Consider the following 23,726-nt stretch of genomic DNA (forward strand, 5'->3'; position numbering starts at 1 on the left):
TAAGATAGAGAAAATACTTTTTTAAAAGGAGAATACTATGAGTGATAAGAAGAATTTAGAATTAAAGAGAACACTCACGCCTTTTAACTTATGGGTTATCGGTGTCGGTATCGTTATATCGGGTAACTTTTTTGGTTGGAATTTCGGATTAAGCTCTTCAGGATATGTAGGCATGTTAATAGCTGTAGCCATAATGGGTGTCATGTACGCTTTTATGTCATTCGGAATTTCTGAATTATCGACGGCTTTACCGTTTGCTGGTGGACCATATTCATTTGCTAGACGTGCCATGGGTCCTTTTGTAGGCTTTGTTACAGGTATAGGTGTCATGTTGCAGTATGTTATAGCAGCACCAGTTGTAGCGATTGGTATTGGTGCGTATATTAACTTCCTTTTTCCAGCTGTCAATCCAATTGTTTCGGCTGCGGTTATGTATGTGTTCTTCATGGCTGTCCATATTCTAGGCGTAAAAGAATATGCAAGACTTGAAGCGGTATTGGTATTCATCGCATTAGCGCTCTTAGTGCTGATGTATTTCGTTGGATTACCTCAAATTAAAGTCGAGAATCTATTTGGAAGCCAAGGTCAATCTATGATCCCGGGTGGCATAAAAGGGATTTGGGCTGCCTTGCCATTTGCTATGTGGCTCTTCTTAGCTATCGAGATGCTACCGATGTTATCAGAGGAAACCCGTGATCCGAAAAAAGATATGCCAAAAGGTATTTTGTCGGGAATGTTTACACTCATTATTTTATCTGTATTAACTACAACCGTAGCAATTGGTCTTAGTGGTTACGATCAATTAAGCACAGCGGATGATCCATTACCTGCTGCGATTGCAGCGGCATTTGGAGGCACCTATTGGCTGGCACAATTACTTGCTTCCGTTGGATTGGTTGGTTTGATAGCTAGTTTTTCAGGAGTAATACTCGCCTATTCTAGACAAATATTTTCCTTATCAAGAGCAGGATATTTGCCAGCAATATTTTCAAAACTACATCCAAAACGACGAACTCCATATATGGCAATCATTCTACCTGGCTTTATTGGATTAGTCTTAGTCGCATTCTTTAATCCGGATGATTTGATCTTAATTGCTACGTTTGGTGCACTGATCTCGTACATCTCGGTCAATCTTTCACTTATTATCTTACGTAAAAAAGAGCCTGATTTACATCGACCATATAAATCTCCCATGTATCCATTTATGCCAATCGTTTCAATGGTATTAGCCTGTATAGCCCTTTTCGCTAGTTTCTTTGCAAATCTTACTTTCTTCTGGGTGAGTATTGCAGTTTTCGGAGTAGCTATTCTTTATTACTTCATATGGGCACGGCATAATATTAACGCAGATGCACCTGAAGAACAATTTATGCAAATTGATGAAAATGACGTGCATATACTACCTGAGGTTGTTAAGGAGAGTATTTAATGAAATTTCCACAAGAAGACATCCAGTCGACTATCCTGTTTGATAAAGATGGTACATTAATTGATTTACCTTCAGTTTGGTTGCCATGGATAGAAGATGTTGATCAATATCTATCAAATTCTATATCTAACTATCCGTATCAAGCTGAAGGAATCAAGCATTTAATCGGCATCAATAAGCAAGACGGTACAATTGATCCTAAAGGTCCTCTTGCAATTGGAAGTGTAGAAGAAAGTGTATCCATTATTGCATTTTTGCTTTACACAAAAGGAATGTCTTGGGACAGCGCACTTTTATATGCAAGAGATAGCGTAGATTATGCGAATGAGCGGCAAAATCACTCACCGTTTCTGCAATTAGTTGAGGGTATTGAAGAGTTGCTAATTCAATTAACTGATAAAGGGTATAATTTAGGGGTTTTGACTGCAGATGATACGGACAAAGCGAATGAACAGTTGGATAGGTTGAACATATTAAAGTACTTTAACTTCGTAATTGGTAGCGATTTGGTAGAACGTAGTAAGCCGTTCCCAGACTTAGCATATGCCGCTCGTGATCGCTACGGAGTGAAGCTAGAAAACTCCGTTATGATTGGCGATACGAATGCGGATATTCAATTAGGAAAGAGCGCTGGTGTGAAGTTTACTATAGGAATAGTCAGTTACACCGGAAGTGATGTAACGCATTTACGTGAAGCGGATTTACTAATTCATAATTACTCTGAATTACTTTCTTGGAGTAAGGAGGCAAAATAATGAACGCAGATATTGTGGCGGAAATTACTAAATTGGTTATGGAAAGATTAGGGCAAGAAAAAATACCGTCATCTTCTTTAACAGATTCGGAAATAAAACGTTGGAATGAAATTTCAACGTCTATGCATAGGTCAACTGGAGGCAAGATGGATAAGCAAAGCAATCTCACGCCCTTAACACCGGAGGATCTGCGTAAGTGGAATAGTATTTCTGAGAAGAATTCGAAGAGGCAACCGAGCGGTAGGAATTCAGATAACATTAGATTTCATACACAATACTAACGGTTACTGATCATACCCTATTTGAAACATTGATGTCGAATGCAGAAAGGATGTTTCATATTACTCCATATAATACTCCATATAGTGCAATGTCAGAGATGATGGAAGCTGTACAGAGAGCAAAATCAGCTCAAGAGAAGTTTATAAATTTTCAACCTGAAAAAATTGATCAAATAGTTAAAAGTATTGCTGAAGCTGCTTTTGCAAAGGCGGACTATCTTGCAACGATTGCTGTAGAAGAAACAAGCATGGGTGTTGTAGAGCATAAGAAAATAAAAAATGAACTTGGATCTATGGGTGTATATGAGTCTATAAAAGATGAAAAAACAATAGGCGTGATCGAGCGTGATCAGAAGCTGAAATTAACAGAAGTAGCCTATCCATTTGGGGTTATTGCGGCTATTTGCCCGACGACGAATCCGACGTCCACAGCAATTTTCAAGACATTGATTTCATTAAAAGCCGGAAATGCAATCGTAGTAAGTCCCCATCCTACAGCTGCCTATTGCACGGTAGAAGCTTTAAAGATTTGTTCAGAAGCAGCTATATTGGCGGGAGCGCCTGAAGGACTTATTGGATGGATTTCAAAACCGTCCATGGAGGCTACTACTGGCCTAATTCAACATTCAGATATTGACTTGATTCTTGCCACGGGCGGTAGTGGGCTAGTTAAAGCCGCTTATAGTTCGGGCAAGCCAGCATATGGTGTCGGCCCGGGTAATGGACCCGTGTATTTTGAAAAGTCGGCAAACGTGAAGAAAGCTGTTCAATTAGTTTTGGATAGCAAAACATTTGATAATGGAACTCTGTGTTCTACAGAACAATCGATAGTTGTGCATAAAAACATTAAAGAATTAACGATGCGTGAATTACGTAATCATGGTGCATATTTTTTGAACCAAGAAGAGAAACAACGATTAGGCAATGTGATTGCTCCTAACGAGGGACAGTTAAATGCCAAAATAGTAGGTAGATCCGCAGAGTGGATAGCACAGATGGCCAGTATTAGTGTACCCGAAGGCACGAGAGTATTAATTGCTGAAGAAGACAAAATCGGTAAAAGCATTCCGTTTTCACTTGAAAAACTCGCTCCGATCTTTCCGCTATACACAGCAGAAAGTGAAGAAGAAGCTTATCGGATTTGTAGAGAACTTTTAAACTTTATCGGAAGAGGACATAGTTGTTCTATTCATACTTCGGATGATGAGGCAGCCGAACGGTTTGGTCTTGCGATGCCTGTTTCCCGTGTCTTAGTCAATACTATGGCGTCAATTGGTGCAGCTGGTGCAACTACAGCACTTATGCCATCTTTAACGCTAGGTTGCGGATCGTATGGAGGTAATATTTCTTCAGATAATATTACAGCGCGTCATTTGTTTAATACGAAACGAATTGCTTTCGGAATCAATGAAGTTACACTTCCAAAACAATCTCATGACAGACCAACATCCGTGGAACGTATTTCTGAACAGGAAACCAATATCAAGTTAGAAGAAGTTGTGGAGCAAGTCATGAAAGAACTCAATAAAAATCGTCTTGATTCAAATCCGGCAACAATTTCTAATGTGATAGAACAAGTAGTCAGACAGTCCACTAGGTAATTAAGAGGAGGAAAAGGTAATGAATGAAATTAATGGAGCATTGGGAATGATTGAAACAAAAGGTTTGGTAGCAGCTTTAGAGGCAGCAGATGCAATGGTCAAAGCAGCTAATGTACAAATAATAGGTAAAACACATGTTGGTGGCGGTATTGTTACAGTTCTTGTAACAGGGGATGTAGGGGCAGTGAAAGCGGCCACTGAATCAGGGAGTGCGGCCGCAAGCAGAGTAGGAGAATTACTATCTGTTCATGTAATTCCACGACCACATAATGAAATTTCAAGCATACTGCCAAAAGTAAACTTATGAAATATATTTGATGTGAAGGCAGGAGATCAGGAATGTTAATCGGTACAGTCATAGAGAATATTTGGGCAACCCGTAAAGAGAATGGTCTAACAGGTTTAACGTTCCTTGTCATACAACCAGGCTTAGATCAAAAACACGTTTCTTCTGAGATGCCTATTATTGCGGTGGATCGTATAGGTGCAGGAATAGGAGATAAAGTGATTGTTACACAAGGTTCTCCTGCCAGTATAATTCAAGTGGATCAAAAAATCCCTATCGATGCCATCGTTATTGGTATTGTGGATTCCCCTGTGAATGGAACGTGATGAAAAATGAATGAAGCATTAGGCATGATAGAAGTATTTGGAGTTGCCCACTCTATCCTTATTGCAGATTCCATGCTTAAGACATCAAATGTTCGTATTCTTTCAACAGAAGAAGTGAGTCAAGCCTATTATACAATTGTTGTTGCAGGTGACGTAGACTCAGTTCAAATGGCAATTGAACAGGGCAGGGAAATTGCTAATACAGCAGGTGTATTCATTGCCTCGAAAGTTATAGCGAGACCGATGCGAGAGACCATTACTAGTATGTTGAAAAATAATGTGTGAAAAATAGGAGGAATATAATATGAGTAGCGAAGCTTTAGGAATGATAGAGACAAAAGGATTAGTGGCATCTATAGAAGCGGCAGATGCAATGGTGAAATCTGCAAATGTTCAAGTAGTAGGTAAAGTCCATGTTGGTGGCGGTATTGTAACCGTCCTAGTGAGAGGTGATGTTGGGGCTGTAAAGGCAGCGACAGAATCAGGAGCTACAGCAGCACAAAGAGTGGGTGAGCTGATCTCAGTTCATGTAATCCCACGACCGCATAATGAGTTAGAGAGTTTATTGCCAAAAGCTGATTCTTTAAATTGATACTAAAGGAGGGGACTTTATGAATGGGGAGGTAATTCAATCAATTGTGGAAGATGTCATTAAAGAGATGACTAAAAATTCATCAAATAATCATGCCATCCCGATTTCTATTTCAGCAAGACATTGTCATTTATGTCAAGAGGATATCGAAACGTTATTTGGACCGGGGTATGAATTAACGAAAAAATCAAATCTATCACAACCTGGACAATTTGCTGCTAACGAAACTGTCGCTTTAATTGGGCCACGTGATAGTATACATTCAGTTCGTATTCTCGGACCCGCTCGTAGTGTGTCTCAAGTGGAAGTGAGCAAAACGGATGGAATTAAACTAGGAGTGAATCCACCGTTGCGAGAATCGGGAGAAATTAAAGATTCAGCTTCTATTACGTTAGTTGGCACAAAGGGAAGTGTCTATTTAAAAGAAGGCTTGATCGTAGCGAAAGCGCATATCCATATGCACCCGGATGATGCAGAAACGCTCAAAGTAAGTAATGGCGAGTACGTAAAAGTGACAGTACAAAATGAGAGACCTGTAACTTTTGAAAAAGTGCTTATCCGCGTGTCTCCCAACTACATAATGGATATGCATATTGATACGGATGAAGCTAATGCGGGTGCTATTGAAAGTGGCTCGTTCGGTAAAATTCGTTATAATGAGCGGGAAAATGAATAATAAAAATATAATTGAGGACATAGTTCAAGAAGTGCTAAATCAGTTGGGGAAATCAAAGCTATTTGTAAATGATACATCATTGCCTCTTTTATATGTTCATCATGCTGACAACGAAACTGTTCAAACTTTGAACAGAGATTGGAAAGTAACTAAGAACCCAGAGGAAAGTACAGATCATGTATTGTTTTGTGATGTTTCACAAAACCTTCTCGTAAAAGGAGCGATGGGTTTAGCGGATGATCCGTGTAGTAAGTGGCTTGCTACATTTTTATTGAATGGCAAGAAAATCACGATGATTCCATCAAAGGACTTAGAGTGGTTATTGTACCCGGATGAAAAGTACACGCCGTATAAAAGCTATCTGTTTGCACATAAAGAACAGCTTGAGAGCTTCGGCGTTCAGTTTACGACATTGAACAATTTTACAATGTCTCGTAAAGGTGTAAATACCCCTATAGTTGAAAAGCTTTTAACTGAAAAAATAGTGAGAAATACTTTGAGTAAAGTTATTTTTATTGGACCTACCACTATTGTTACTCCATTGGCTCGCGATACTGCCAAGGAGCTTGAAAAAGTAATTACAGTAATTGAATAAGTATTCAAGGAAAGTGGTGAATATTTTGGGGAAAGCAATTGGTATGATTGAGACAAAAGGTTTCATAGGTTCTATCGAAGCAGCGGATACTATGTTGAAATCTGCAGACATCCGATTAGTTAAACACGAACAAATCGACGCGGGACTTGTCACTGTAGTAATTGAAGGAGATGTCGGTGCCGTAACGGCAGCTATCGAAGCAGGGGAAATCGCTGCTGCCAAAGTAGGTGAGCTTATTGCGAGTCATACAATACCAAACCTTGATGAGTCGATGTCAAAAATACTTTTATCAGAAACAGAGTTGGGGAAAAAGAAAAAACAAAAGAAGAATGCCAGAGTAGAAAGCGTGCAAAAACAAGTGGATAATTCTATAGCAGTTGATGGAGAAACTAAAAGTGGGAAAACAAAAAAGTAATATTAATCTAGGTAAAAGGGAGGTAATATTTTGGCTTTTATCCGGAAAAAAATCACGGTTATTGGTGCTGGACATACGGGATCTACAGTTGCACTTTTACTGGCACAAAAGGAATTAGGGGATATAATGCTAGTTGATATTCCCACCCTTGAGAATACTGCCAAAGGGAAATCTTTAGATATCCAACAAATTGGCCCTATTCAAAGAACGAATTCAAAAGTAGTTAGTACGTCTAATTACGAAGATATAAGGGATTCAGATTTCGTAATCATTACTGCAGGTATTGCACGTAAACCAGGTATGAGTAGGGATGAACTGGTGACAATAAACGCAAAAATAATGCAGGAAGTTTCAGAAAAAGTTGCCTATTATGCTCCTGAGAGCTATGTGTTAGTTTTAAGTAACCCAGTGGATGCAATGACTTATGTTTGCTATAAAACAACCGGATTTTCTAAGAATCGCGTAATTGGTCAATCAGGGGTATTAGATACAGCTCGTTTTAATACATTTGTTGCGATGGAACTGAATATTTCGGTAGAGGATGTGTCAGGATTTGTATTAGGTGGACATGGAGATGATATGGTACCACTAATTCAATATTCTCACGTCGGAGGTATCCCATTAGATAAAATACTCTCATCTGATCGGATTGAAAAAATTGTGGAACGCACCAGAAAAGGTGGGGGAGAAATTGTTAGCTTACTTGGTCAAGGTAGTGCATACTATGCCCCTGCCGCAGCCCTTGTACAAATGGCAGAAGCTATTTTACTTGATAAAAAACGGGTTTTGCCAGCTATAGCCTATTTAGATGGAGAGTATGGTTTTAAAGATATTTATTTTGGGGTTCCTACAATTCTTGGTGGTAATGGCATTGAAAGTATTATTGAATTACCATTGGATGAAGAGGAAAAGAATGCATTGAACCGCTCTGAGAAGTCAGTTCGACAGGTTTTAGAATCGATAAATAAGCTGGATAATTAGTATGTTTTAGAAACATGAACCTCACGTGTGCTAATGTCTCACATGACTTCTAAGTTACGATCATTACACCTGAGATAATGTAGATGCTAGTAAGATAATTGAATACGGATAAAATAAATTAGTTTCTTGAGCAATCTAAAATGTACCCTATAAGATAGACACTTTGAAAAAAGTCTATCCTATAGGGTACTTTTGTTTATAATGAATAAAAAGATGTGGGAGCGGATGAATGTGACTGAACGATTGTTTACCTTAAAAGAACAAGCACGCTTGCAATGCAATCCTAACGTACAAGCTGTTAGTGATAAATCCATCACCTATACAGATGAGTTTAAACGTCATTTTATTTCGGAAAATGAAAAAGGAAAACTGCCGCGAGACATTTTTGAAGAGGCTGGATTAAATGCCGATTTAATAGGAGCAGTTCGGATTAAATCTGCAGGAAAGCGTTGGCGTGCCGCCTATAGAAAAAGCGGAGTGGAAGGCTTACAAGACACACGAAAAACCAATTCAGGCCGTCCATCAGAACGCGACTTGACATCCGAAGAAAAGATTGAACGTCTAGAAGCGAAAAACCGCTTATTACAGGCGGAAAATGAACTGTTAAAAAAGCTCGATCTACTCGAAAGGCAGATGATGAAAAAGAAATCACAATCCAAACGACGCTAAAATATGAACTAATTAATTTCACCATCCAAAAGTATAAATTAGCACGTTTGGTGAGCTACTTATGCGAACTTATGGAGGTATCGCGTTCGGGCTACTATAGGCACTTTGGAGAGAAATCTAAACAGAAACGTGCCGCTCGCGAACAGGCAGACGAAGTTGTAAAGGAAATCATTTTAAAGGCCTATCATTTTCGAGGACGAAAAAAAGGAGCACGCCAAATTAAAATGACACTCGAAAATCAGTACGGCATTACATATAACCTAAAACGCATTCGCCGGATTATGAAAAAATTCGATATCATCTGTCCCATCCGCAAAGCCAACCCAGCACGTCGTATGGCAAAGGCGACGAAAGAGCACCGCACATGTGAAAACACGTTACAACGTGAGTTTAAGCAAGGGGTGGCTGGAAAGGTATTATTGACCGACATCACCTATTTGACATATGGAAATGGCAAACGTGCTTACTTGTCAACGATTAAAGACGCCCAAACGAATGAAATTTTAGCCTATGAAGTTTCTTCTTCGTTAGGTTTGGAGATCGCAATGAATACGCTTCGCAAACTAAAGAAACATCGTCATTTAATGACAGATGCCTTTATACATTCAGATCAAGGATTTCATTATACAAACCCAAAGTATCAGGCAGCAGTGAAGAAAATGGGGTTAGGACAATCGATGTCACGCAGAGGGAACTGTTGGGATAATGCTCCACAGGAATCATTTTTCGGTCACTTCAAGGATGAAACCAATATAAAAGATTGTGAGACAATGGAAGAAGTTAGGCGGGAAATCAAGAGTTATATGACGTACTATAACCATTATCGCGGGCAGTGGAACTTGAAAAAGCTGCCGCCTGCAGAATACAGACGACAGCTTCAACAAGCAGCTTAGGCTTTTTTTATAATTGTCCTTTACAAAGGGTACATTTTAATCAGTCGAGGGACTTTTTTGTTGTTATTATGCCAAATTAGGACATAATGAATACAGTTTTTACTCGAGCATAAGAAAAAGAGAAATTCCATCCACTGTCTAGCCGGATAGAATTTCTCTTTTATGATGTGTGTGTGATGGGAGAAGGGGGTACTTTACTGTTAATCATTCAAATTCAAATGCATTTTGAATTCATTTTGCAATTCTTTTAATTCATCGTGATCGGGAATGTAATACCAAGTCTTCTTCATTTCTTTGCCATGTCCTTTTTTGAAAAATAGTTGCTCTATTTCTCCGAGAGCGTCTGTATAATGTTTTTGGATTTCCATCATCTCGTTAAACTCCATATTCGTGCGGACGTTGTTCTCGACTGTTTTGAAAATTTGTTGATAATTTAGGAGGCTGTTCACGGATGCTCCTTTATGCAGCATAGCTTGAGCCACTAGTTTTTGACGATCCTGACGTCCGAAGTCACCCTGGGGATCTTCATAGCGCATCCGTATATAGTTCAGCGCTTGATCGCCAGTTAACGAAATAGTCCCTTTTGAAAATGAAGAGCCTAGAGAAGTAAAGGCCGTTGGGTTGTTAATGGTAATACCATCTACCGCATCTATAATATCTCTAAAGCTTTCCATATTGATTTGAACGACGTAGTCAATTGGGATGTCGAGGAAGTGTTCCACAGTACGTAACGACAGGTCAATTCCACCAAAAGCATAGGCATGATTTATTTTATCCCAAACTTTCTTGCCTTGAATTTCTGTGTACGTGTCACGGGGAATGCTGATCATCTTTGTGGTATTTGTCGTCGGATTGACGGTTACTACGATAATAGTATCCGATCTTCCTTTATCTCCTTTGCGCTCATCCACACCAAGAAATAATAAGGAAATGGGTTCTTGTTCTTTAATGGAAACCGGTATCTTTCGCTTTATAGACATTACCCGATGAATGGGTTCATGTATTTGTTTCACTGTATTTGTTACTTTGAAATACGCAGATGCGGCCAGAATAGCAATAATTAGAATAAAGACACCCAAAAATCTAAAAAGCCCATTCCGTTTGTTATGTGTTGTCTTCTTCATATCCAATTCCTCCAGACGTATAAGAGAGTGATCGTAAATGAACTAGTTCCGTACTTCTTTGGAAGGTAAGTAATCGGTAAAAATAGTTTGAAAGTCGATAGAGAAGTTTATTTTCTGTTCATATTACTGGGTTATAGTGGACTTATAAACTAGAGACGGAGATGAATAGCATGAGTCCTTTATTGATTGTTGCTTCCATGGCAATGGTAGTCGCCTTAATTCTGTATAGTATTGGTGTATTCGGGGAGAAAGTCAGTGGTACAATTCGTTTTAAGCATTTGCTTTTCTTTGTAGGTGGTCTGGTGTTCGACACAATCGGTACTACTCTCATGAATCGAATTGCGTCACAAGGCGGAGGTTCGTCGATTGGCCTTCATCAAATAACGGGAGGAGCCGCTTTGGTTTTGATGGCGTTTCACTTGGTTTGGGCTGTCTGGGTTTACAATAAAGGAAACGAAAAAGCGAAGCATCAGTTCCACAAATTCAGTTTAGGTGTTTGGTCGCTTTGGGTTGTGTCGTTTGTACTTGGGATATTGTTAGGCACCGGTGTGATTTAAGAGAGAATTTTTACTTGATGGACGCTAGATGTAGGTATTATATAGTTAACTAAACCAAGCTGTTTATGACAGCTTGGTTTTTGCATGTAGTCATGGATAGGAAGTTTGATAGGTTCACTTATAAAATAACACTTTTTGTGTTGTTTTACAACATAAAACGAAAAATGTGTAGTATAATCAAAACAATAGGTTGAATAAAAAGAATATTCTCGTGATGTAAAGTATACCGAAACTTCATTATATTATGGCTGTTCTACAAGAATTCCTCGTCAAATTATCAGAAAATTTGTTATAATATGTGGATATAGAGTAAAGTAATAACGTTGTATATGGGATGAATTGTCTACAGGCAATCGATTTGCAGTAGTATAACTACTATTCGTACGATAGAGAAGACATAAAAAAGGAGATGGAATATGAGAATAGCCCTAATTTGCCCATCGAATATGCTTTTTATGCCGTACGTAGATAACTATGTAAAAATACTCAAAGAAAATGAAGTGGACTTTACTATCATCAACTGGGATCGATTACATCTAGGGCAAGAAGGCAACATCTTATCATATAAAGATAAAAAAGTAGGGCATCAAAGAGGCTATTTAAGCTACTATAGGTATTCTCGTTTTATAGTGAGGCAATTGAAACATAGTGAATTCGATAAAGTGATTGTGTTTGGAATTCAATTAACGTACTTTTTAAAAGCCTATCTACAGAAAAGGTATAAAGAGAATTATATTATGGATATTAGAGATTATAATAAGTCGTTAAAATTATTTACTATAAAAAAATCCATTGATTCTTCTTTTTTTACTACTATTTCATCTCCAGGATATAAAGAGTGGCTACCTACAAGTTCGAAATATGTTATTAATCATAATACAACCGTGAAAAATATAGGGAAGTTGGAACGACCGATTTTGAAATCAGTTGGAAGACCGCTAAACATCTCATACGTTGGCACTATTACAAACTTAGATGTCAATCTTCAATTGATCCATGAACTGCAAAATAACCCTGACTACTTTTTGAAATTTCATGGCGATGGAATGATTAATGAAGACATTGAACAATATGTAAAAGAAAAAGAGATACATAATGTATCGATTAAAGGAAGATACCAAAAGAATGAGGAAGTATGGTTATACAAACAAGCGGATTTAGTCAATATGCTTTTGTTCAGTGATCATATCAATAATAGGACATGTTTAAGCAACAGATTATATAATGCCGTAATACACGGAAAGCCATTGCTCTCGTTAAATAATACGTATTTATCTGATGTAATTGAGCAATATAAATTAGGGCTAGTAGTAGATTCATTGAGTGAAATATCACAGAAACTCAATCAATATGTAAATAACTTTAACGAAGCAGAGTATGAAAAAGGAAGAGAAGCGTTTTTGCATACTGTTATAGAGGAAAATGCGAACTTTAAAATGAGATTGGAAGAATTTATTAGTGGAGATACAAGTAAATATAAACGGGGAGATGAGTGAAATGGAATTATACAAGAATACTATCTATGCTAATAAAATAGAAGTGTTGTCCTGGTGTATCCAATGAAAAGGGGGAAGGTAGTCAATATACTATATAGCGTGACAGTATCATCTGAAAGCACATATGATAAGTTATTTTCAAAGAGTGAGAAAAAGCCTTTACAACAAGCTATGAAGTATCACAGATTGTTATGTGAAGGTCTTTCCGCTTTGGATCATGTAAACGTTCACGTTATTTCAAAGTTGCCGATAAATAGAAGTAATTTCAAGAAGAACTATTTAAAAAGTGAATCTGAAATAAAGAATAAAGTGAATTACTACTATATATCGATTGTAAATTTACCTCTAATTAAAAACGTATTTGCATTTTTTACTGTACTTTACACTGTGATCAAACGATGTGATCGTGACACTGTCATCGTAGGGGATGTGTTAAACATTACAACGTCTATGGCTAATATTATGGCTGCAAGAATTAAAGGAGTGAAAACGATAGGAATTGTAACAGATATTCCTTCACACTTAGCTTCAAGTAATAAAAACAGCCATACAGAACGGATTTCACGGTTTAAACACTTCACTGTTAGGCTGAATAATTTTATACTGCAAAAATTTGATAGTTATATATTTTTAACAGAGCAGATGAATGAGTTGATTAATAAAGAAGGGAAGCCCTATATTGTCATGGAAGGACACATCGATAGTCAGGTAGTTAAACTACGTAATACGCTTGAAGGGAAGTATCCTGGAATAGTCTGTCAGTATGCGGGCTCTTTAAAGAAAATATATGGCATAGAAAAACTAACAAGAGCTTTCATACATGCAAATGTAGAAGGCAGTGAACTCCATATATATGGAGATGGAGATTTCGTCGATGAACTGCAACAGATTTGTGCCCAACATCCTACTATACGGTATTTTGGTGTGAAGCTTAATCAGTATATTGTGAATGAGCAACTAAAATCTACGTTACTCATTAATCCAAGACCGACAGATGAAGAGTACACCAAGTACTCCTACCCATCAAAAAATATGGAATATATGGCATCAGGAACACCTACACTCACTACAAAGCTTGCAGGCATGCCAGAGGAATATTATGACTATATTTATTTGATTGAAGATGAATCTCTAGAAGGCTTAACTAAAACATTACAACATGTATTAGGTAAATCAAAAGAAGAACTACATGAGAAAGGATTAAAAGCGAAAGAGTTCGTGCTTTTAGAAAAGAATAATATCGTTCAAGCAGAGAAGCTATTACAGTTAATACAACGAATACTGTAAAAAGAATATATGCATTGGATATGTGCAATATAGTGCGGAAAATGCTTTTGAACAAGTCGACTTCTCTTGATCTTCAAATCCTTAGTAGGTTACACCAATTGATAGTATGTATCCAAGTCGACATCTGAAAAGTGTATATAAAATATCTCGAGTGAGGTGATCTTTATGAAAAGGAGACTAATAATTCTGTTATCCATTGTGTTAGCACTTATTGCCGTGAGTGGCGGCTATCTCCTATATATATTTCAGTTCAAAGAATACAACGTGGCGGATCAACAGATAGATCGGATTTTAGAACATCCCTATCATACCGTATTGCCAAATGGGACAAGACTTGTTGTTGATCATACAGGTGGAACAATTAAAAAGGAATATGCCGAAAAGGAAAACACGGGTAGAAAAGAGTTTTCGTCAAATCCTGATGAAATGGATAGTAAAGAAAGTCCAATATCCACTCATAAAGCATCCATCCCTACTAAAGTCGATTCAAACTCCGAGAAATATCCTGAACGGATAACTGTTGCACAAATAAAAAATAAATATGAATCGGTCATTACGAATTTTCATAAACAAACAGATGATAAGTATTATGAGTTGATTGAACATGCAAAAAATGAATACGCTACAAAAGGAAAAAATGTCAGTTATGCCTATAGGTACACTAAATATAACAGTGCAGTGGAAGCTCTTGAATTACAGAGCGATAGTATGTTTAACGAAATAATGAATTCTGTAGAAAGAAGTTTGGAATCAAATGGCTATCATAAAGCTTATTCGAATAGCTTCCAAGATGAGTATAAAGAGAAAAAGAAGTTACGCCGTGACAAAGTTCAGAGCGACGCAGTAAAACAATAAAAACGAACGGTTATCTAGTACTATTAACTTTTCTGGATAACCGTTTTGCTATTCATTGAACGAATCCAACAAATATGCCGTAAAGGAGTCATGATACATTATGGGCGAGACTATTAGTTTACAAGAATTATTTGCGACATTAAAAAAGCGGTTATGGCTTATTATAGGTACTACGCTGACAGCGATTCTGGCCGCAATAGTTATAAGCTATTTCTTTTTGACTCCTATCTATCAAGCATCAACACAAATATTAGTAAATAAGGCAGAAGCCACGACAGATTTTGACTCATCGGATATTCAAACCAACTTACAACTCATCAATACTTACACCGTCATTATTAAAAGTCCTGTCATCTTATCGCATGTTATTGAGAGTTTGGACTTGGGGATAACGCCTGCTGCTCTAAATACACAACTAACTGTGAACAGTGAGCAAAACTCTCAAGTAGTGAGTGTAACAGTACAAGATCCCGAGCCACATAAAGCAGTGGATATCGCAAATACGACAGCTGAAGTCTTCCAAAAAGAAATTGTTCATCTTATGCAAGTGGACAATGTGACTATTTTATCACCTGCTATGTATGCTGATGACCCGACACCTGTAAGGCCGAATAAACGTTTAAATATCGCAATTGCTACCGTGATTGGTTTGATGGCTGGTGTAGGAATCGCATTTTTACTCGAATATTTGGATACAACTGTGAAGACAGAGCACGATGTTGAAGAATTACTGAACTTACCGCTATTAGGCTTGATTAGTCCGATATCTGATAGAGAGGTAGGAGTAGGCAGAGTAATTAAACAGAAAGGTGTTGATCCTCATGGTAAATAAAATTAGTCGAAAAAAGAAAAGACAAGCTAAGCGTTTTGTCGGTCGGAAGTTAGTGACACAGTCCAATTCAAAATCTAGTGTGTCTGAACAATTTCGAACATTACGGACTAATATAAATTTCTCTATGCCGGATCAAGAGTTGAAAACGATTCTTTTCACTTCTGCTGCACAAGGTGAAGGGAAATCCACCATTTCGGCCAATACGGCTATTGTTTTTGCTCAAGCAGGAAAAAAGGTATTATTGATTGATGCGGATATGCGTAAACCGACGACACATTATACATTCAATCGGATGAATGCGACTGGATTATCCAATCTACTGACGCGTAATTGGGAGATCAAAGATGTCATTCAAAAAACAGATATAGAAGGTTTAGATTTAATAACGAGTGGACCCATACCACCCAATCCGGCTGAGTTACTAGGTTCGAAAACTATGGATCATGTACTGGAACAATTAACTGGCATGTATGATTTGCTATTATTTGATGCACCGCCTGTATTGAACGTGACGGATGCACAGATCTTATCGCATAGATGTGACGGTACAATTATTGTTTTACATGCGCGTAAGACGGAGAAAGACAGTGTAGTAAAAGCGAAAGAAGCACTGCTTTCCTCCCAGGCGAATATTATAGGCACTGTACTTAATAACTTTGAGAGGCAAAAAGATCACTATTATAATCAGTATTACGGAAATGTGGAGGCGGGGACATGACTAGAAAATAGTCCGCTCCCCTGCGCTCCAAAAGGCACGCTTTCCGCGGGGCGCGCTTGAGCCTCCTCGTCGCTGGCGCTCCTGCGGGGTCTCAACATTCGCGCTAGATCCCGCAGGAGTCGTTCTTTTTCCGCTCCACTCTTGTTTCTCAAAAGTTACTTTTATAAATACGTAGTCAAAAAAATGCATGAAGGAGAAGAATGATCCTTCATGCATTTTTTTGTTTTGTCCTAGTCTGTTTTTACGTTATGTCGTTGGCTATTCATTGTTCGATAGGATTACTACCTTTTACGTATAAATAGCCATGATCTGAGCAAATGTTTCTAGTTAGTATGTTGAGTAGAGTACTTGCTTATTATTTGCTAGTATCTATGTTTTAGTTCAAAAGGTTTTGTTTGGGTGCTGATTCTGAATTTACTAAGAGCTAATAGCATAGATAAGTTGTAGACCGAAAGTCGAGTATAGTTGAGATGAAAGCGAGTAAAATACTAATTTGTAGGCTTTTTGTGTAGTAGTACTATCACTGAAAATAGAAAATTCTAAAAAATGTGTAGTATAACTACAATAAAAGATTGAATATACTGAACTATCTGTAGTATACTAGTTAAAACGAATGAAATACGCGCATTTTGTGTTGTTTTTATACACAAGGGGCATTTATACAACACGCTTTAAGAGATTACATAATGGATTTTCGAAAGGGGAGGTTGATGTGACCATTCGCAAGAGAATGACTATGCTCATTGTAGTAGATTCAGTGATTGTTTTGTATTCCATTTATATCGGTTATTTTATATTAACGCCATTCGTTGACGTGTTTTTTAGTAAATTGTTGTTGATTAGTGCAGTAACGATTCAAATTTCTCATCACTTTTTCGCCTGGCGTTTCGGCCTATATAGGAAAGCGTGGACATATGCATCGATTGGTGAATTGCGATCTATCGTCGTGGCGGTGTCGTTATCTATATTGGTGGTCGCTGTTGTGCAATATTTACTCACTCAAAACATTTCGATACGTGCACTCGTGATTACTTGGATGCTGCATGTCTTGCTCATCGGAGGGTCAAGATTATCCTGGAGAGTAGCTGGAGGTCGAAAGATTAAAGCCCATGATGTGAAAATGGAACGAACAATCATAATAGGTGCTGGACAAGCTGGGATTATGATAGCAAGACAAATACTGAATAACCCAAGGCACGGTATGCGGCCAGTAGCATTTATAGATGATGATCCTATGAAACAAGGGTTGGAAATTTACGGTATTCGCGTTTGTGGCGGTACAGAAGACATCCAGCAATATGTAAACAGATACGAAGCGGATAAAATCGTCATTGCCATACCATCGATGGATAAACGGAAGATGGCACTATTAATGAAGAAGTGTGTGGAAACCAGTATCACCACACAAACGATTCCTCTGATTGAAGACTTAATCACAGGAAAAGTATCAATTCAAGATGTGCGTGATGTGAAAATTGAAGATCTTCTTGGACGTGACGAGGTACAGCTAGACTTACAGGCGATAAAAGGCAAACTGCAAGATAAAACGATTCTTATAACAGGGGCAGGTGGTTCCATCGGCTCCGAGATTTGCCGACAAGTTGCAGAATTTAAACCCAAGAAACTGATTTTATTAGGACATGGTGAAAACTCTATCTACACCATTGATATGGAGCTCCGCCAAAAGCTTTCTAGTGAAATAGAAATTGTTCCCGTCATTGCAGACGTACAGGATCGAAATCGAATATTCGATGTGGTTAGCGAACAAAAACCAGATGTCATTTACCATGCCGCGGCACATAAACATGTTCCGCTTATGGAAGACAATCCAATGGAAGCAGTGAAGAACAATATCTTCGGTACTAAAAATGTAGCAGAGGCAGCAGAACTGTTTGGCGTCTCTTACTTCGTTTTTGTATCTACTGATAAAGCAGTAAACCCGCCCAATATTATGGGAGCTACTAAACGTTTTGCAGAGATGATCATACAGAATTTAGCAAAAAATAGTCATACAAAGTTTGCAGCAGTTCGGTTTGGTAATGTACTCGGCTCGCGAGGAAGTGTAGTTCCACTTTTCAGAAGACAAATTGCGGATGGCGGACCTATTACAGTTACCGATCCAGAAATGACTAGATACTTTATGACGATTCCTGAAGCTTCTCGATTAGTCATACAGGCAGGTGTGCTCGCGCAAGGAGGAGAAGTTTTCGTGCTCGATATGGGGGAACCAGTAAAAATTGTGGACTTAGCTAGAAATCTGATCAAGCTTTCTGGATACGAGGAAGACGATATCGGAATATGTTACTCGGGAATAAGGCCTGGAGAAAAGTTATATGAAGAATTAATGAATGAAAGTGAACGGCAAACCGATACAGTTTTCCCAAAAATCCACATTGGAAAAGCCACACCTATACCAGAAATGGAACAAGTCCGTGTGTTAGAGCAGTTGATGAATATGTCTGACATAGAGATAAAAGATACATTAGTTGGGTTAGCAAATCGCAAGTTTCCGGAAGTACCTACCCAAGAAGTAGAAGCGGTATAAGTCGTGATTTCTATTCATGGACTTAGGAAAAATGAACAAGAGGGGTGAATGAAGTGATAGATAGCAAATTTAGAAATATCCCTTTTTCTATACCTGATATAACAGAGGCTGAGATGGATGAAGTCATGAAGATCATGAAGTCAGGGTGGATTACTACTGGATCTAAAACGAAAGAGTTGGAACAAAGAATCGCCGAATATCTCGGAGTATCTCAAACAGTGTGCTTGAATTCCGCAACTGCGGCAATGGAACTGACACTAAGAATATTAGGGATTGGGCCTGGAGACGAGGTCATCACATCAGCTTATACATACACTGCATCTGCATCTATTATTCATCATGTAGGAGCAAAAATTGTATTAGTTGATACGTCTCTCAATTCTTTTGAAATGGATTATAACCAATTAGCGGATGCCATAACAGAGAAAACAAAAGCCATTATACCTGTTGAAATTGCTGGAAAAATGTGTGATTACGACACGATTTACAAAATTATAGAAAGCAAAAAGCACTTGTTTACAGCGACTGGCAAGCTTCAATCTCAGCTTAACAGAATTGCGGTCATGAGTGATGCTGCACATGCTTTCGGAGCTGAAAGAAAGAATCAAAAATGTGGTCAAGTAGCAGATTTCACTTGTTTCTCATTTCATGCAGTAAAAAACTTCACTACTGCTGAAGGTGGAGCTGCCACGTGGCGCAATGATCGAGGATTTGACGAAGAGTGGCTTTATAAGCAATACATGCTGTACAGTCTTCACGGTCAATCGAAAGACGCCCTGTCCAAAACACAGATAGGTGGTTGGGAATACGACATCGTCTATCCGGCTTATAAGTGCAATATGACAGACATTGCGGCAGGGATTGGATTAATTCAGCTAACCCGGTATGAAGACCTGCTCGATAGACGTAAGCAAATGATTGCTATATACGATCAAGCCTTGCTGCCGTTAGGAATTGATGTATTACAACATTATGGTGAAGACTACAACTCTTCAGGTCATCTATATATGGTCAGGCTACCTGGGATCAATGAGAAAGAGAGAAATCACATCATTAACCGAATGGCAGAAGCTGGAGTCGCCTGCAACGTGCACTATAAACCATTACCTATGTTAACGGCATATAAAAACTTAGGGTTTGACATGGAGAATTATCCAAACGCCTATAAACAGTATGAAAATGAACTGACTCTACCACTTCATACTCAGCTAAGCAATACAGATATCCGTTATATCGTGAAGCAATTAGAAAATATTTTAAACGGTAGGTGATCAAATGTATAGAAATATTGTCAAAAGACTTATCGATATTGTGATCAGCCTAATTACATTACCTATTCTACTCCTGATTCTTTCGGTTGTCGGCATTCTAATAAAAACAGAAGATCGTGGACCTATTTTTTATAAGGCGGACAGACTAGGGAAAAACGGTGTGCCATTCCATATGTTCAAGTTCAGGACGATGAAAGTAAACGTTCCCGATATCCGTAATGAAGATGGGTCCACTTTCTGTTCGGGGAGTGACCCGAGATTGACCAAAATCGGTAAGGCGCTCAGAGAAACGAGTGTGGATGAATTGCCACAATTAGTGAATGTCTTATTCGGTCAAATGAGTCTAATTGGACCAAGGCCTGATTTAGTAGAAATGTTGTCTGTGTATGAAGGAAGAGAAGTTCAAAAGTTAGACGTCGTACCGGGAATCACTGGCTACAATCAAGCGTATTTCCGTAATTCGATTTCTATGAGAAAGAGATTTGAAAACGATGTATTCTATGTCGACAATTTGAGTTTTTTATTGGATGTAAAAATCTTCTTCAAAACACTACATCTACTCATTCAGCGAAAACATGTTTATAACGAGGAGAACGGCTGACACATTATCTGGGAGATTTACAATTGGTGTAAATGAAATGTGGTGATGACATGAAAGTTTGTTTTTTCTCAGACATACATGGCAACTTGTACGCATTTGAAGAGTTCTTGAGGCAAAGCGACCAGCTGGAAATTGATCAGTATATATTTTGTGGTGATGTCTTTGGTTATTACTACGATCAAAATGCTATCCTATCGAAGCTGCGGAGTATGAAGAATCTACACGCTGTAAAAGGAAATCATGACCAATACTACTTAGATTATTGTTTGGCTGAAGAAGACGAAGATCAGTTAGTGAAGAAGTATGGGAATTCCTATAAAGGAATCATGAGTCGAATTTCAGCTGACAACCAAGTGTTCATTGAAAACATGCCCGATTCTCTCATTCTGGAAATGGAAGGGAAAAGAATGGGGGTGTTTCATGGAAGCGTAAGTGATCCTATTAACGGAAGAGTCTATCCAGATACTACATTATTGGAAGCGGACGGATATGAGACATTCGATTACGTGATACATGGACACACACATTATCGAATGGTGAGGAACCTGCAGTCCACAACCGTTATTAATCCGGGATCTATTGGACAGCCAAGAGATACGAATGGCTTTAGCTTCGCTACACTTACACTGCCAAATGGAACAGTCGAGTTTCAGGAGATACTTTGGGATAGACAATTATTAATCAGAGACATTGAGACATACGATGCGGGAAATCAAAAGCTGATAGATATCTTGTTTAGAAATGGGGAGAGGAATCATGAATAGAGTCATATTAGTTACTGCAATCGGTGGAGATGTGGGGCATAGTATTTTGAAATGCCTCAAGAACGAGTCCGATGTGTTGATTGGGTGCGATATAGATTCACATCCGGTAGGACTAGATGTAGTCGATAAATTCTTCTCTTCACTTCCAGCAGGAAATGAGGATTATATCTCCCAAATCTCAAATAAATGCAAAATTTATAACGTAACTCACTTAGTTCCTGTAAGTGAACATGAGATAGAAGCAATTATACATCATTTGGATATTTTTGAACGATTGAATGTAAAAGTGTTAATCAATAGAAAAGAAATCGTGGATATTTGCTTGGACAAGTATTTAACAGCGCAAAGATTAGAACATCTCGGCTTAGATATTCCAGAATATTTCTCAGAAGATAATTTCGTGGCCGACGGGAGAAAATATATTGTGAAGTTTAGAAAATCGTGCGGGTCTAAACTGTTAACGATCATTACCACTCAAAAAGAGTTAGATAAGATCAGTTCAAGTGTTTCGGAACTACTGATCATTCAAGAGTATATTGATGCGTCAGATGAGGAATATACAGTCGGAGTGTTCAGCGATGGGAAAGAAATCCGAATCATTTCATTCCAAAGAAGATTACAAGGTGGCTATACGAAATTTGTAAAGTTAGTGGATGATTCGTCCATCACGCGAGATGCGATCATTGCTGCGCAAGGTCTAGGTCTCGTAGGAAGTTTTAACATTCAATTACGTAAGAGTGGCGGTAAAAACTATATCTTCGAGATTAACCCGAGAATATCAGGGACTGTGAATTTTAGGCATCAACTAGGTTTTGAAGATGTCAGATGGTGGCTCGATATGATGGACGAAAGAGAAGTCCAACCGTATGTAAAGAAATATAAAAGTGCAATCGGCATTCGGGAAATGAATGAGAAGTTCTTACTGCTAAGTTAAAAAATAAGTCTTTTAAGGAGAATGACTATAGTGAGAGTGTTATATATCGCTACTTCATTTCCGGAACCATCAAAGGGTGCGACTATATATACCGACTTGGCAGAAGCCTTACACGAGGCTGGTCATGAAGTGACTGTCGCAGTGTCAGAGCAAGCCAGGAATAAAGAACGTACAGAATTACAGCAAGAGAGAGGATTCAATGTACTACGAATTGTAACGGGTAATTATTATGATGTTGGATTACTAGAGAAAGGTGTTACGACGTTAAAGATCCCACTCTTGATGAAACGAGGAATCACTAAATACTTCGCGAATAAAGAGTTCGATTTCATTTTATTTGAAGCGCCACCAGTCACGAATGCGGATCTTGTTGCATGGGCAAAAAAACGTTTTAATTGTCCTGCCTATCTGATGTTAAAAGATATCTTTCCACAAAACGCTGTAGATTTAGGAATGATAAATAAAAAGAGTGTATTTTATCATTACTTTAAATCAAAAGAAAACAAGTTACTGAAAACTGCGGATGTTATTGGGTGCATGTCTAATGCGAATAGGCAATATATTCTTACTCATCATACAAGACTTCACTCTTCTGCTGTTGAAATATTTCCTAATACGAAAAAAGTGAGTTATTCAAAAAACGTAATTAATCTACATGAGATCAACATGCGAGAACAGCTTGGAATTCCAAAAGACTCCTGTGTATTTTTGTTTGGTGGAAATATGGGGAAGCCGCAGTATATAGACTTTTTATGTAAAGTTGTTGAAGGCTGCAAAGATGAAAAGAATATGTATTTCCTATTCGTTGGCCGGGGAACGGACAGAGTGAAATTAGAAAAAGTAATAGAAGAAAAAACTATACACAATGCGCGTGTCATTGAAAATCTTCCAAGAGATCAGTATGAACAAATCACAAAAGAAAGTGATATAGGTTTGATCATCTTAGATCCGCGATTCTCGATACCCAATTATCCATCCAGGATTCTATCGTACATGGAGTATGCCAAGCCGATTATTGCAGCTACGGATAACGTAACAGACTTAAAAGAGCTGATTGAAGAAGCGGACTGTGGTGAATGGGTTTGGTCTGGTGATGTACATGTTTTTATAAATAAGGCGAAGGAAATGTCCACTTCCAAAAGGTTGAAGATAATGGGTGAGAATGGACGCAAATACATGGAAGAGAACTTCAAAGTACATCGCTCAGTTGAGATATTGGAAAGCCATTTCAAAAAGTGAG

At 38.2% G+C, this 23,726-nt stretch carries 26 protein-coding genes; 25 read left to right on the forward strand and 1 reads right to left on the reverse strand.

Going from position 1 to position 23,726, the window contains the following annotated elements; genetic code table 11:
* Positions 1–37 precede the first annotated feature (37 nt).
* The 13 genes from eat (at position 38) to SporoP8_RS12570 (ending at position 9,502) form a co-directional block, all read left to right on the forward strand.
* Complete coding sequence (eat, locus tag SporoP8_RS12510; RefSeq protein ID WP_085132809.1) at positions 38–1,432, forward strand: ethanolamine permease; 1,395 nt, start codon at positions 38–40, stop codon at positions 1,430–1,432.
* Positions 1,432–2,187: an HAD family hydrolase gene (locus SporoP8_RS12515; RefSeq protein ID WP_085132810.1), complete on the forward strand. Its 756-nt coding sequence runs from the start codon at positions 1,432–1,434 to the stop codon at positions 2,185–2,187. Before eat ends, SporoP8_RS12515 begins: the two co-directional genes overlap by 1 nt.
* A complete protein-coding gene (locus SporoP8_RS12520; RefSeq protein WP_085132811.1) occupies positions 2,187–2,468 on the forward strand; it encodes a hypothetical protein in 282 nt (93 codons plus the stop codon). The genes SporoP8_RS12515 and SporoP8_RS12520 overlap by 1 nt, the downstream gene beginning before the upstream one ends.
* 50 nt (positions 2,469–2,518) lie before the next feature.
* Positions 2,519–4,069 carry an aldehyde dehydrogenase family protein gene (locus tag SporoP8_RS12525; protein ID WP_085132812.1) on the forward strand — a complete coding sequence of 517 codons (1,551 nt, stop codon included), beginning with the start codon at positions 2,519–2,521 and terminating at the stop codon, positions 4,067–4,069.
* Positions 4,070–4,088: 19 nt separating this feature from the next.
* Positions 4,089–4,376, forward strand: a complete 288-nt coding sequence (locus SporoP8_RS12530; RefSeq protein WP_085132813.1) for a BMC domain-containing protein — start codon at positions 4,089–4,091, stop codon at positions 4,374–4,376.
* 32 nt (positions 4,377–4,408) lie between these two features.
* On the forward strand, positions 4,409–4,681 hold the full coding sequence (locus SporoP8_RS12535) for a EutN/CcmL family microcompartment protein (RefSeq protein ID WP_085132814.1): 273 nt from the start codon (positions 4,409–4,411) through the stop codon (positions 4,679–4,681).
* 6 nt (positions 4,682–4,687) lie between these two features.
* Positions 4,688–4,966, forward strand: a complete 279-nt coding sequence (locus tag SporoP8_RS12540) for a BMC domain-containing protein (protein WP_085132815.1) — start codon at positions 4,688–4,690, stop codon at positions 4,964–4,966.
* A 19-nt stretch (positions 4,967–4,985) separates the two neighbouring features.
* Positions 4,986–5,273: a BMC domain-containing protein gene (locus tag SporoP8_RS12545; RefSeq protein ID WP_085132816.1), complete on the forward strand. Its 288-nt coding sequence runs from the start codon at positions 4,986–4,988 to the stop codon at positions 5,271–5,273.
* Between the two features lie 19 nt (positions 5,274–5,292).
* Positions 5,293–5,949: a phosphate propanoyltransferase gene (gene pduL, locus SporoP8_RS12550; RefSeq protein ID WP_085132817.1), complete on the forward strand. Its 657-nt coding sequence runs from the start codon at positions 5,293–5,295 to the stop codon at positions 5,947–5,949.
* On the forward strand, positions 5,942–6,544 hold the full coding sequence (locus SporoP8_RS12555; RefSeq protein ID WP_085132818.1) for a hypothetical protein: 603 nt from the start codon (positions 5,942–5,944) through the stop codon (positions 6,542–6,544). Before pduL ends, SporoP8_RS12555 begins: the two co-directional genes overlap by 8 nt.
* Before the next feature lie 16 nt (positions 6,545–6,560).
* Positions 6,561–6,959, forward strand: a complete 399-nt coding sequence (locus SporoP8_RS16910) for a BMC domain-containing protein (protein WP_369822329.1) — start codon at positions 6,561–6,563, stop codon at positions 6,957–6,959.
* Between the two features lie 30 nt (positions 6,960–6,989).
* Positions 6,990–7,940 carry a malate dehydrogenase gene (gene mdh / locus SporoP8_RS12565; RefSeq protein ID WP_085132820.1) on the forward strand — a complete coding sequence of 317 codons (951 nt, stop codon included), beginning with the start codon at positions 6,990–6,992 and terminating at the stop codon, positions 7,938–7,940.
* A gap of 231 nt (positions 7,941–8,171) precedes the next feature.
* Positions 8,172–9,502 (forward strand): IS3 family transposase gene (locus tag SporoP8_RS12570; protein WP_232319237.1). Its coding sequence is split into 2 segments (ribosomal slippage): positions 8,172–8,553 and positions 8,553–9,502, totalling 1,332 coding nucleotides; the frame shifts between segments, so codons are not numbered across the junction.
* Between the two features lie 200 nt (positions 9,503–9,702).
* On the opposite strand, the gene SporoP8_RS12575 is transcribed toward SporoP8_RS12570, so the two are convergent.
* Positions 9,703–10,626, reverse strand: a complete 924-nt coding sequence (locus SporoP8_RS12575; protein WP_085132821.1) for an LCP family glycopolymer transferase — start codon at positions 10,624–10,626, stop codon at positions 9,703–9,705.
* A 170-nt stretch (positions 10,627–10,796) separates the two neighbouring features.
* Here SporoP8_RS12575 and SporoP8_RS12580 point away from each other — a divergent pair, with 170 nt between their 5' ends.
* From SporoP8_RS12580 to SporoP8_RS12640, 12 genes are all read left to right on the forward strand, one after another.
* Complete coding sequence (locus SporoP8_RS12580; RefSeq protein ID WP_085132822.1) at positions 10,797–11,183, forward strand: HsmA family protein; 387 nt, start codon at positions 10,797–10,799, stop codon at positions 11,181–11,183.
* A gap of 416 nt (positions 11,184–11,599) precedes the next feature.
* Positions 11,600–12,679, forward strand: coding sequence for a glycosyltransferase family protein (locus SporoP8_RS12585; RefSeq protein WP_085132823.1), 1,080 nt, complete (start codon positions 11,600–11,602; stop codon positions 12,677–12,679).
* A gap of 63 nt (positions 12,680–12,742) precedes the next feature.
* The gene (locus SporoP8_RS12590; RefSeq protein WP_085132824.1) at positions 12,743–13,966 is read left to right on the forward strand and encodes a glycosyltransferase; all 1,224 of its coding nucleotides are present in this window, start codon (positions 12,743–12,745) and stop codon (positions 13,964–13,966) included.
* Between the two features lie 165 nt (positions 13,967–14,131).
* Entirely contained in the window at positions 14,132–14,821 is a 690-nt protein-coding gene (locus SporoP8_RS12595; protein ID WP_085132825.1) for a hypothetical protein, read from the forward strand.
* Positions 14,822–14,921: 100 nt separating this feature from the next.
* The gene (locus SporoP8_RS12600) at positions 14,922–15,653 is read left to right on the forward strand and encodes a YveK family protein (RefSeq protein ID WP_085132826.1); all 732 of its coding nucleotides are present in this window, start codon (positions 14,922–14,924) and stop codon (positions 15,651–15,653) included.
* Positions 15,643–16,371 carry a CpsD/CapB family tyrosine-protein kinase gene (locus tag SporoP8_RS12605; protein WP_085132827.1) on the forward strand — a complete coding sequence of 243 codons (729 nt, stop codon included), beginning with the start codon at positions 15,643–15,645 and terminating at the stop codon, positions 16,369–16,371. Before SporoP8_RS12600 ends, SporoP8_RS12605 begins: the two co-directional genes overlap by 11 nt.
* 712 nt (positions 16,372–17,083) lie before the next feature.
* Positions 17,084–18,916, forward strand: coding sequence for a polysaccharide biosynthesis protein (locus tag SporoP8_RS12615; protein ID WP_085132829.1), 1,833 nt, complete (start codon positions 17,084–17,086; stop codon positions 18,914–18,916).
* Between the two features lie 53 nt (positions 18,917–18,969).
* Positions 18,970–20,187: a DegT/DnrJ/EryC1/StrS family aminotransferase gene (locus SporoP8_RS12620; RefSeq protein ID WP_085132830.1), complete on the forward strand. Its 1,218-nt coding sequence runs from the start codon at positions 18,970–18,972 to the stop codon at positions 20,185–20,187.
* Between the two features lie 4 nt (positions 20,188–20,191).
* Entirely contained in the window at positions 20,192–20,788 is a 597-nt protein-coding gene (locus tag SporoP8_RS12625; RefSeq protein ID WP_085132831.1) for a sugar transferase, read from the forward strand.
* Positions 20,789–20,838: 50 nt separating this feature from the next.
* A complete protein-coding gene (locus SporoP8_RS12630; RefSeq protein ID WP_198166016.1) occupies positions 20,839–21,552 on the forward strand; it encodes a metallophosphoesterase family protein in 714 nt (237 codons plus the stop codon).
* On the forward strand, positions 21,545–22,486 hold the full coding sequence (locus SporoP8_RS12635) for an ATP-grasp domain-containing protein (RefSeq protein ID WP_158232327.1): 942 nt from the start codon (positions 21,545–21,547) through the stop codon (positions 22,484–22,486). Before SporoP8_RS12630 ends, SporoP8_RS12635 begins: the two co-directional genes overlap by 8 nt.
* A 30-nt stretch (positions 22,487–22,516) precedes the next feature.
* On the forward strand, positions 22,517–23,725 hold the full coding sequence (locus tag SporoP8_RS12640) for a glycosyltransferase family 4 protein (protein ID WP_198166017.1): 1,209 nt from the start codon (positions 22,517–22,519) through the stop codon (positions 23,723–23,725).
* Position 23,726: the final 1 nt, after the last annotated feature.

The organism is Sporosarcina ureae, assembly GCF_002101375.1.
GTDB lineage: Bacteria > Bacillota > Bacilli > Bacillales_A > Planococcaceae > Sporosarcina > Sporosarcina ureae_B.

Excerpts from the sequence above, each read along its gene's own strand:
- SporoP8_RS12545 (WP_085132816.1), top strand. The coding sequence starts at position 4,986 with ATGAGTAGCGAAGCTTTAGGAATGATAGAGACAAAAGGATTAGTGGCA.
- SporoP8_RS12515 (WP_085132810.1), top strand. The coding sequence starts at position 1,432 with ATGAAATTTCCACAAGAAGACATCCAGTCGACTATCCTGTTTGATAAA.
- SporoP8_RS12580 (WP_085132822.1), top strand. The coding sequence starts at position 10,797 with ATGAGTCCTTTATTGATTGTTGCTTCCATGGCAATGGTAGTCGCCTTA.
- SporoP8_RS12575 (WP_085132821.1), bottom strand. The coding sequence starts at position 10,626 with ATGAAGAAGACAACACATAACAAACGGAATGGGCTTTTTAGATTTTTG.
- SporoP8_RS12590 (WP_085132824.1), top strand. The coding sequence starts at position 12,743 with ATGAAAAGGGGGAAGGTAGTCAATATACTATATAGCGTGACAGTATCA.
- SporoP8_RS12555 (WP_085132818.1), top strand. The coding sequence starts at position 5,942 with ATGAATAATAAAAATATAATTGAGGACATAGTTCAAGAAGTGCTAAAT.
- pduL (WP_085132817.1), top strand. The coding sequence starts at position 5,293 with ATGAATGGGGAGGTAATTCAATCAATTGTGGAAGATGTCATTAAAGAG.
- SporoP8_RS12595 (WP_085132825.1), top strand. The coding sequence starts at position 14,132 with ATGAAAAGGAGACTAATAATTCTGTTATCCATTGTGTTAGCACTTATT.
- SporoP8_RS12605 (WP_085132827.1), top strand. The coding sequence starts at position 15,643 with ATGGTAAATAAAATTAGTCGAAAAAAGAAAAGACAAGCTAAGCGTTTT.
- SporoP8_RS12525 (WP_085132812.1), top strand. The coding sequence starts at position 2,519 with ATGTTTCATATTACTCCATATAATACTCCATATAGTGCAATGTCAGAG.
- SporoP8_RS12530 (WP_085132813.1), top strand. The coding sequence starts at position 4,089 with ATGAATGAAATTAATGGAGCATTGGGAATGATTGAAACAAAAGGTTTG.
- SporoP8_RS12630 (WP_198166016.1), top strand. The coding sequence starts at position 20,839 with ATGAAAGTTTGTTTTTTCTCAGACATACATGGCAACTTGTACGCATTT.
- SporoP8_RS12535 (WP_085132814.1), top strand. The coding sequence starts at position 4,409 with ATGTTAATCGGTACAGTCATAGAGAATATTTGGGCAACCCGTAAAGAG.
- SporoP8_RS12540 (WP_085132815.1), top strand. The coding sequence starts at position 4,688 with ATGAATGAAGCATTAGGCATGATAGAAGTATTTGGAGTTGCCCACTCT.
- SporoP8_RS12600 (WP_085132826.1), top strand. The coding sequence starts at position 14,922 with ATGGGCGAGACTATTAGTTTACAAGAATTATTTGCGACATTAAAAAAG.
- SporoP8_RS12635 (WP_158232327.1), top strand. The coding sequence starts at position 21,545 with ATGAATAGAGTCATATTAGTTACTGCAATCGGTGGAGATGTGGGGCAT.
- SporoP8_RS12520 (WP_085132811.1), top strand. The coding sequence starts at position 2,187 with ATGAACGCAGATATTGTGGCGGAAATTACTAAATTGGTTATGGAAAGA.
- SporoP8_RS12625 (WP_085132831.1), top strand. The coding sequence starts at position 20,192 with ATGTATAGAAATATTGTCAAAAGACTTATCGATATTGTGATCAGCCTA.
- SporoP8_RS12585 (WP_085132823.1), top strand. The coding sequence starts at position 11,600 with ATGAGAATAGCCCTAATTTGCCCATCGAATATGCTTTTTATGCCGTAC.
- eat (WP_085132809.1), top strand. The coding sequence starts at position 38 with ATGAGTGATAAGAAGAATTTAGAATTAAAGAGAACACTCACGCCTTTT.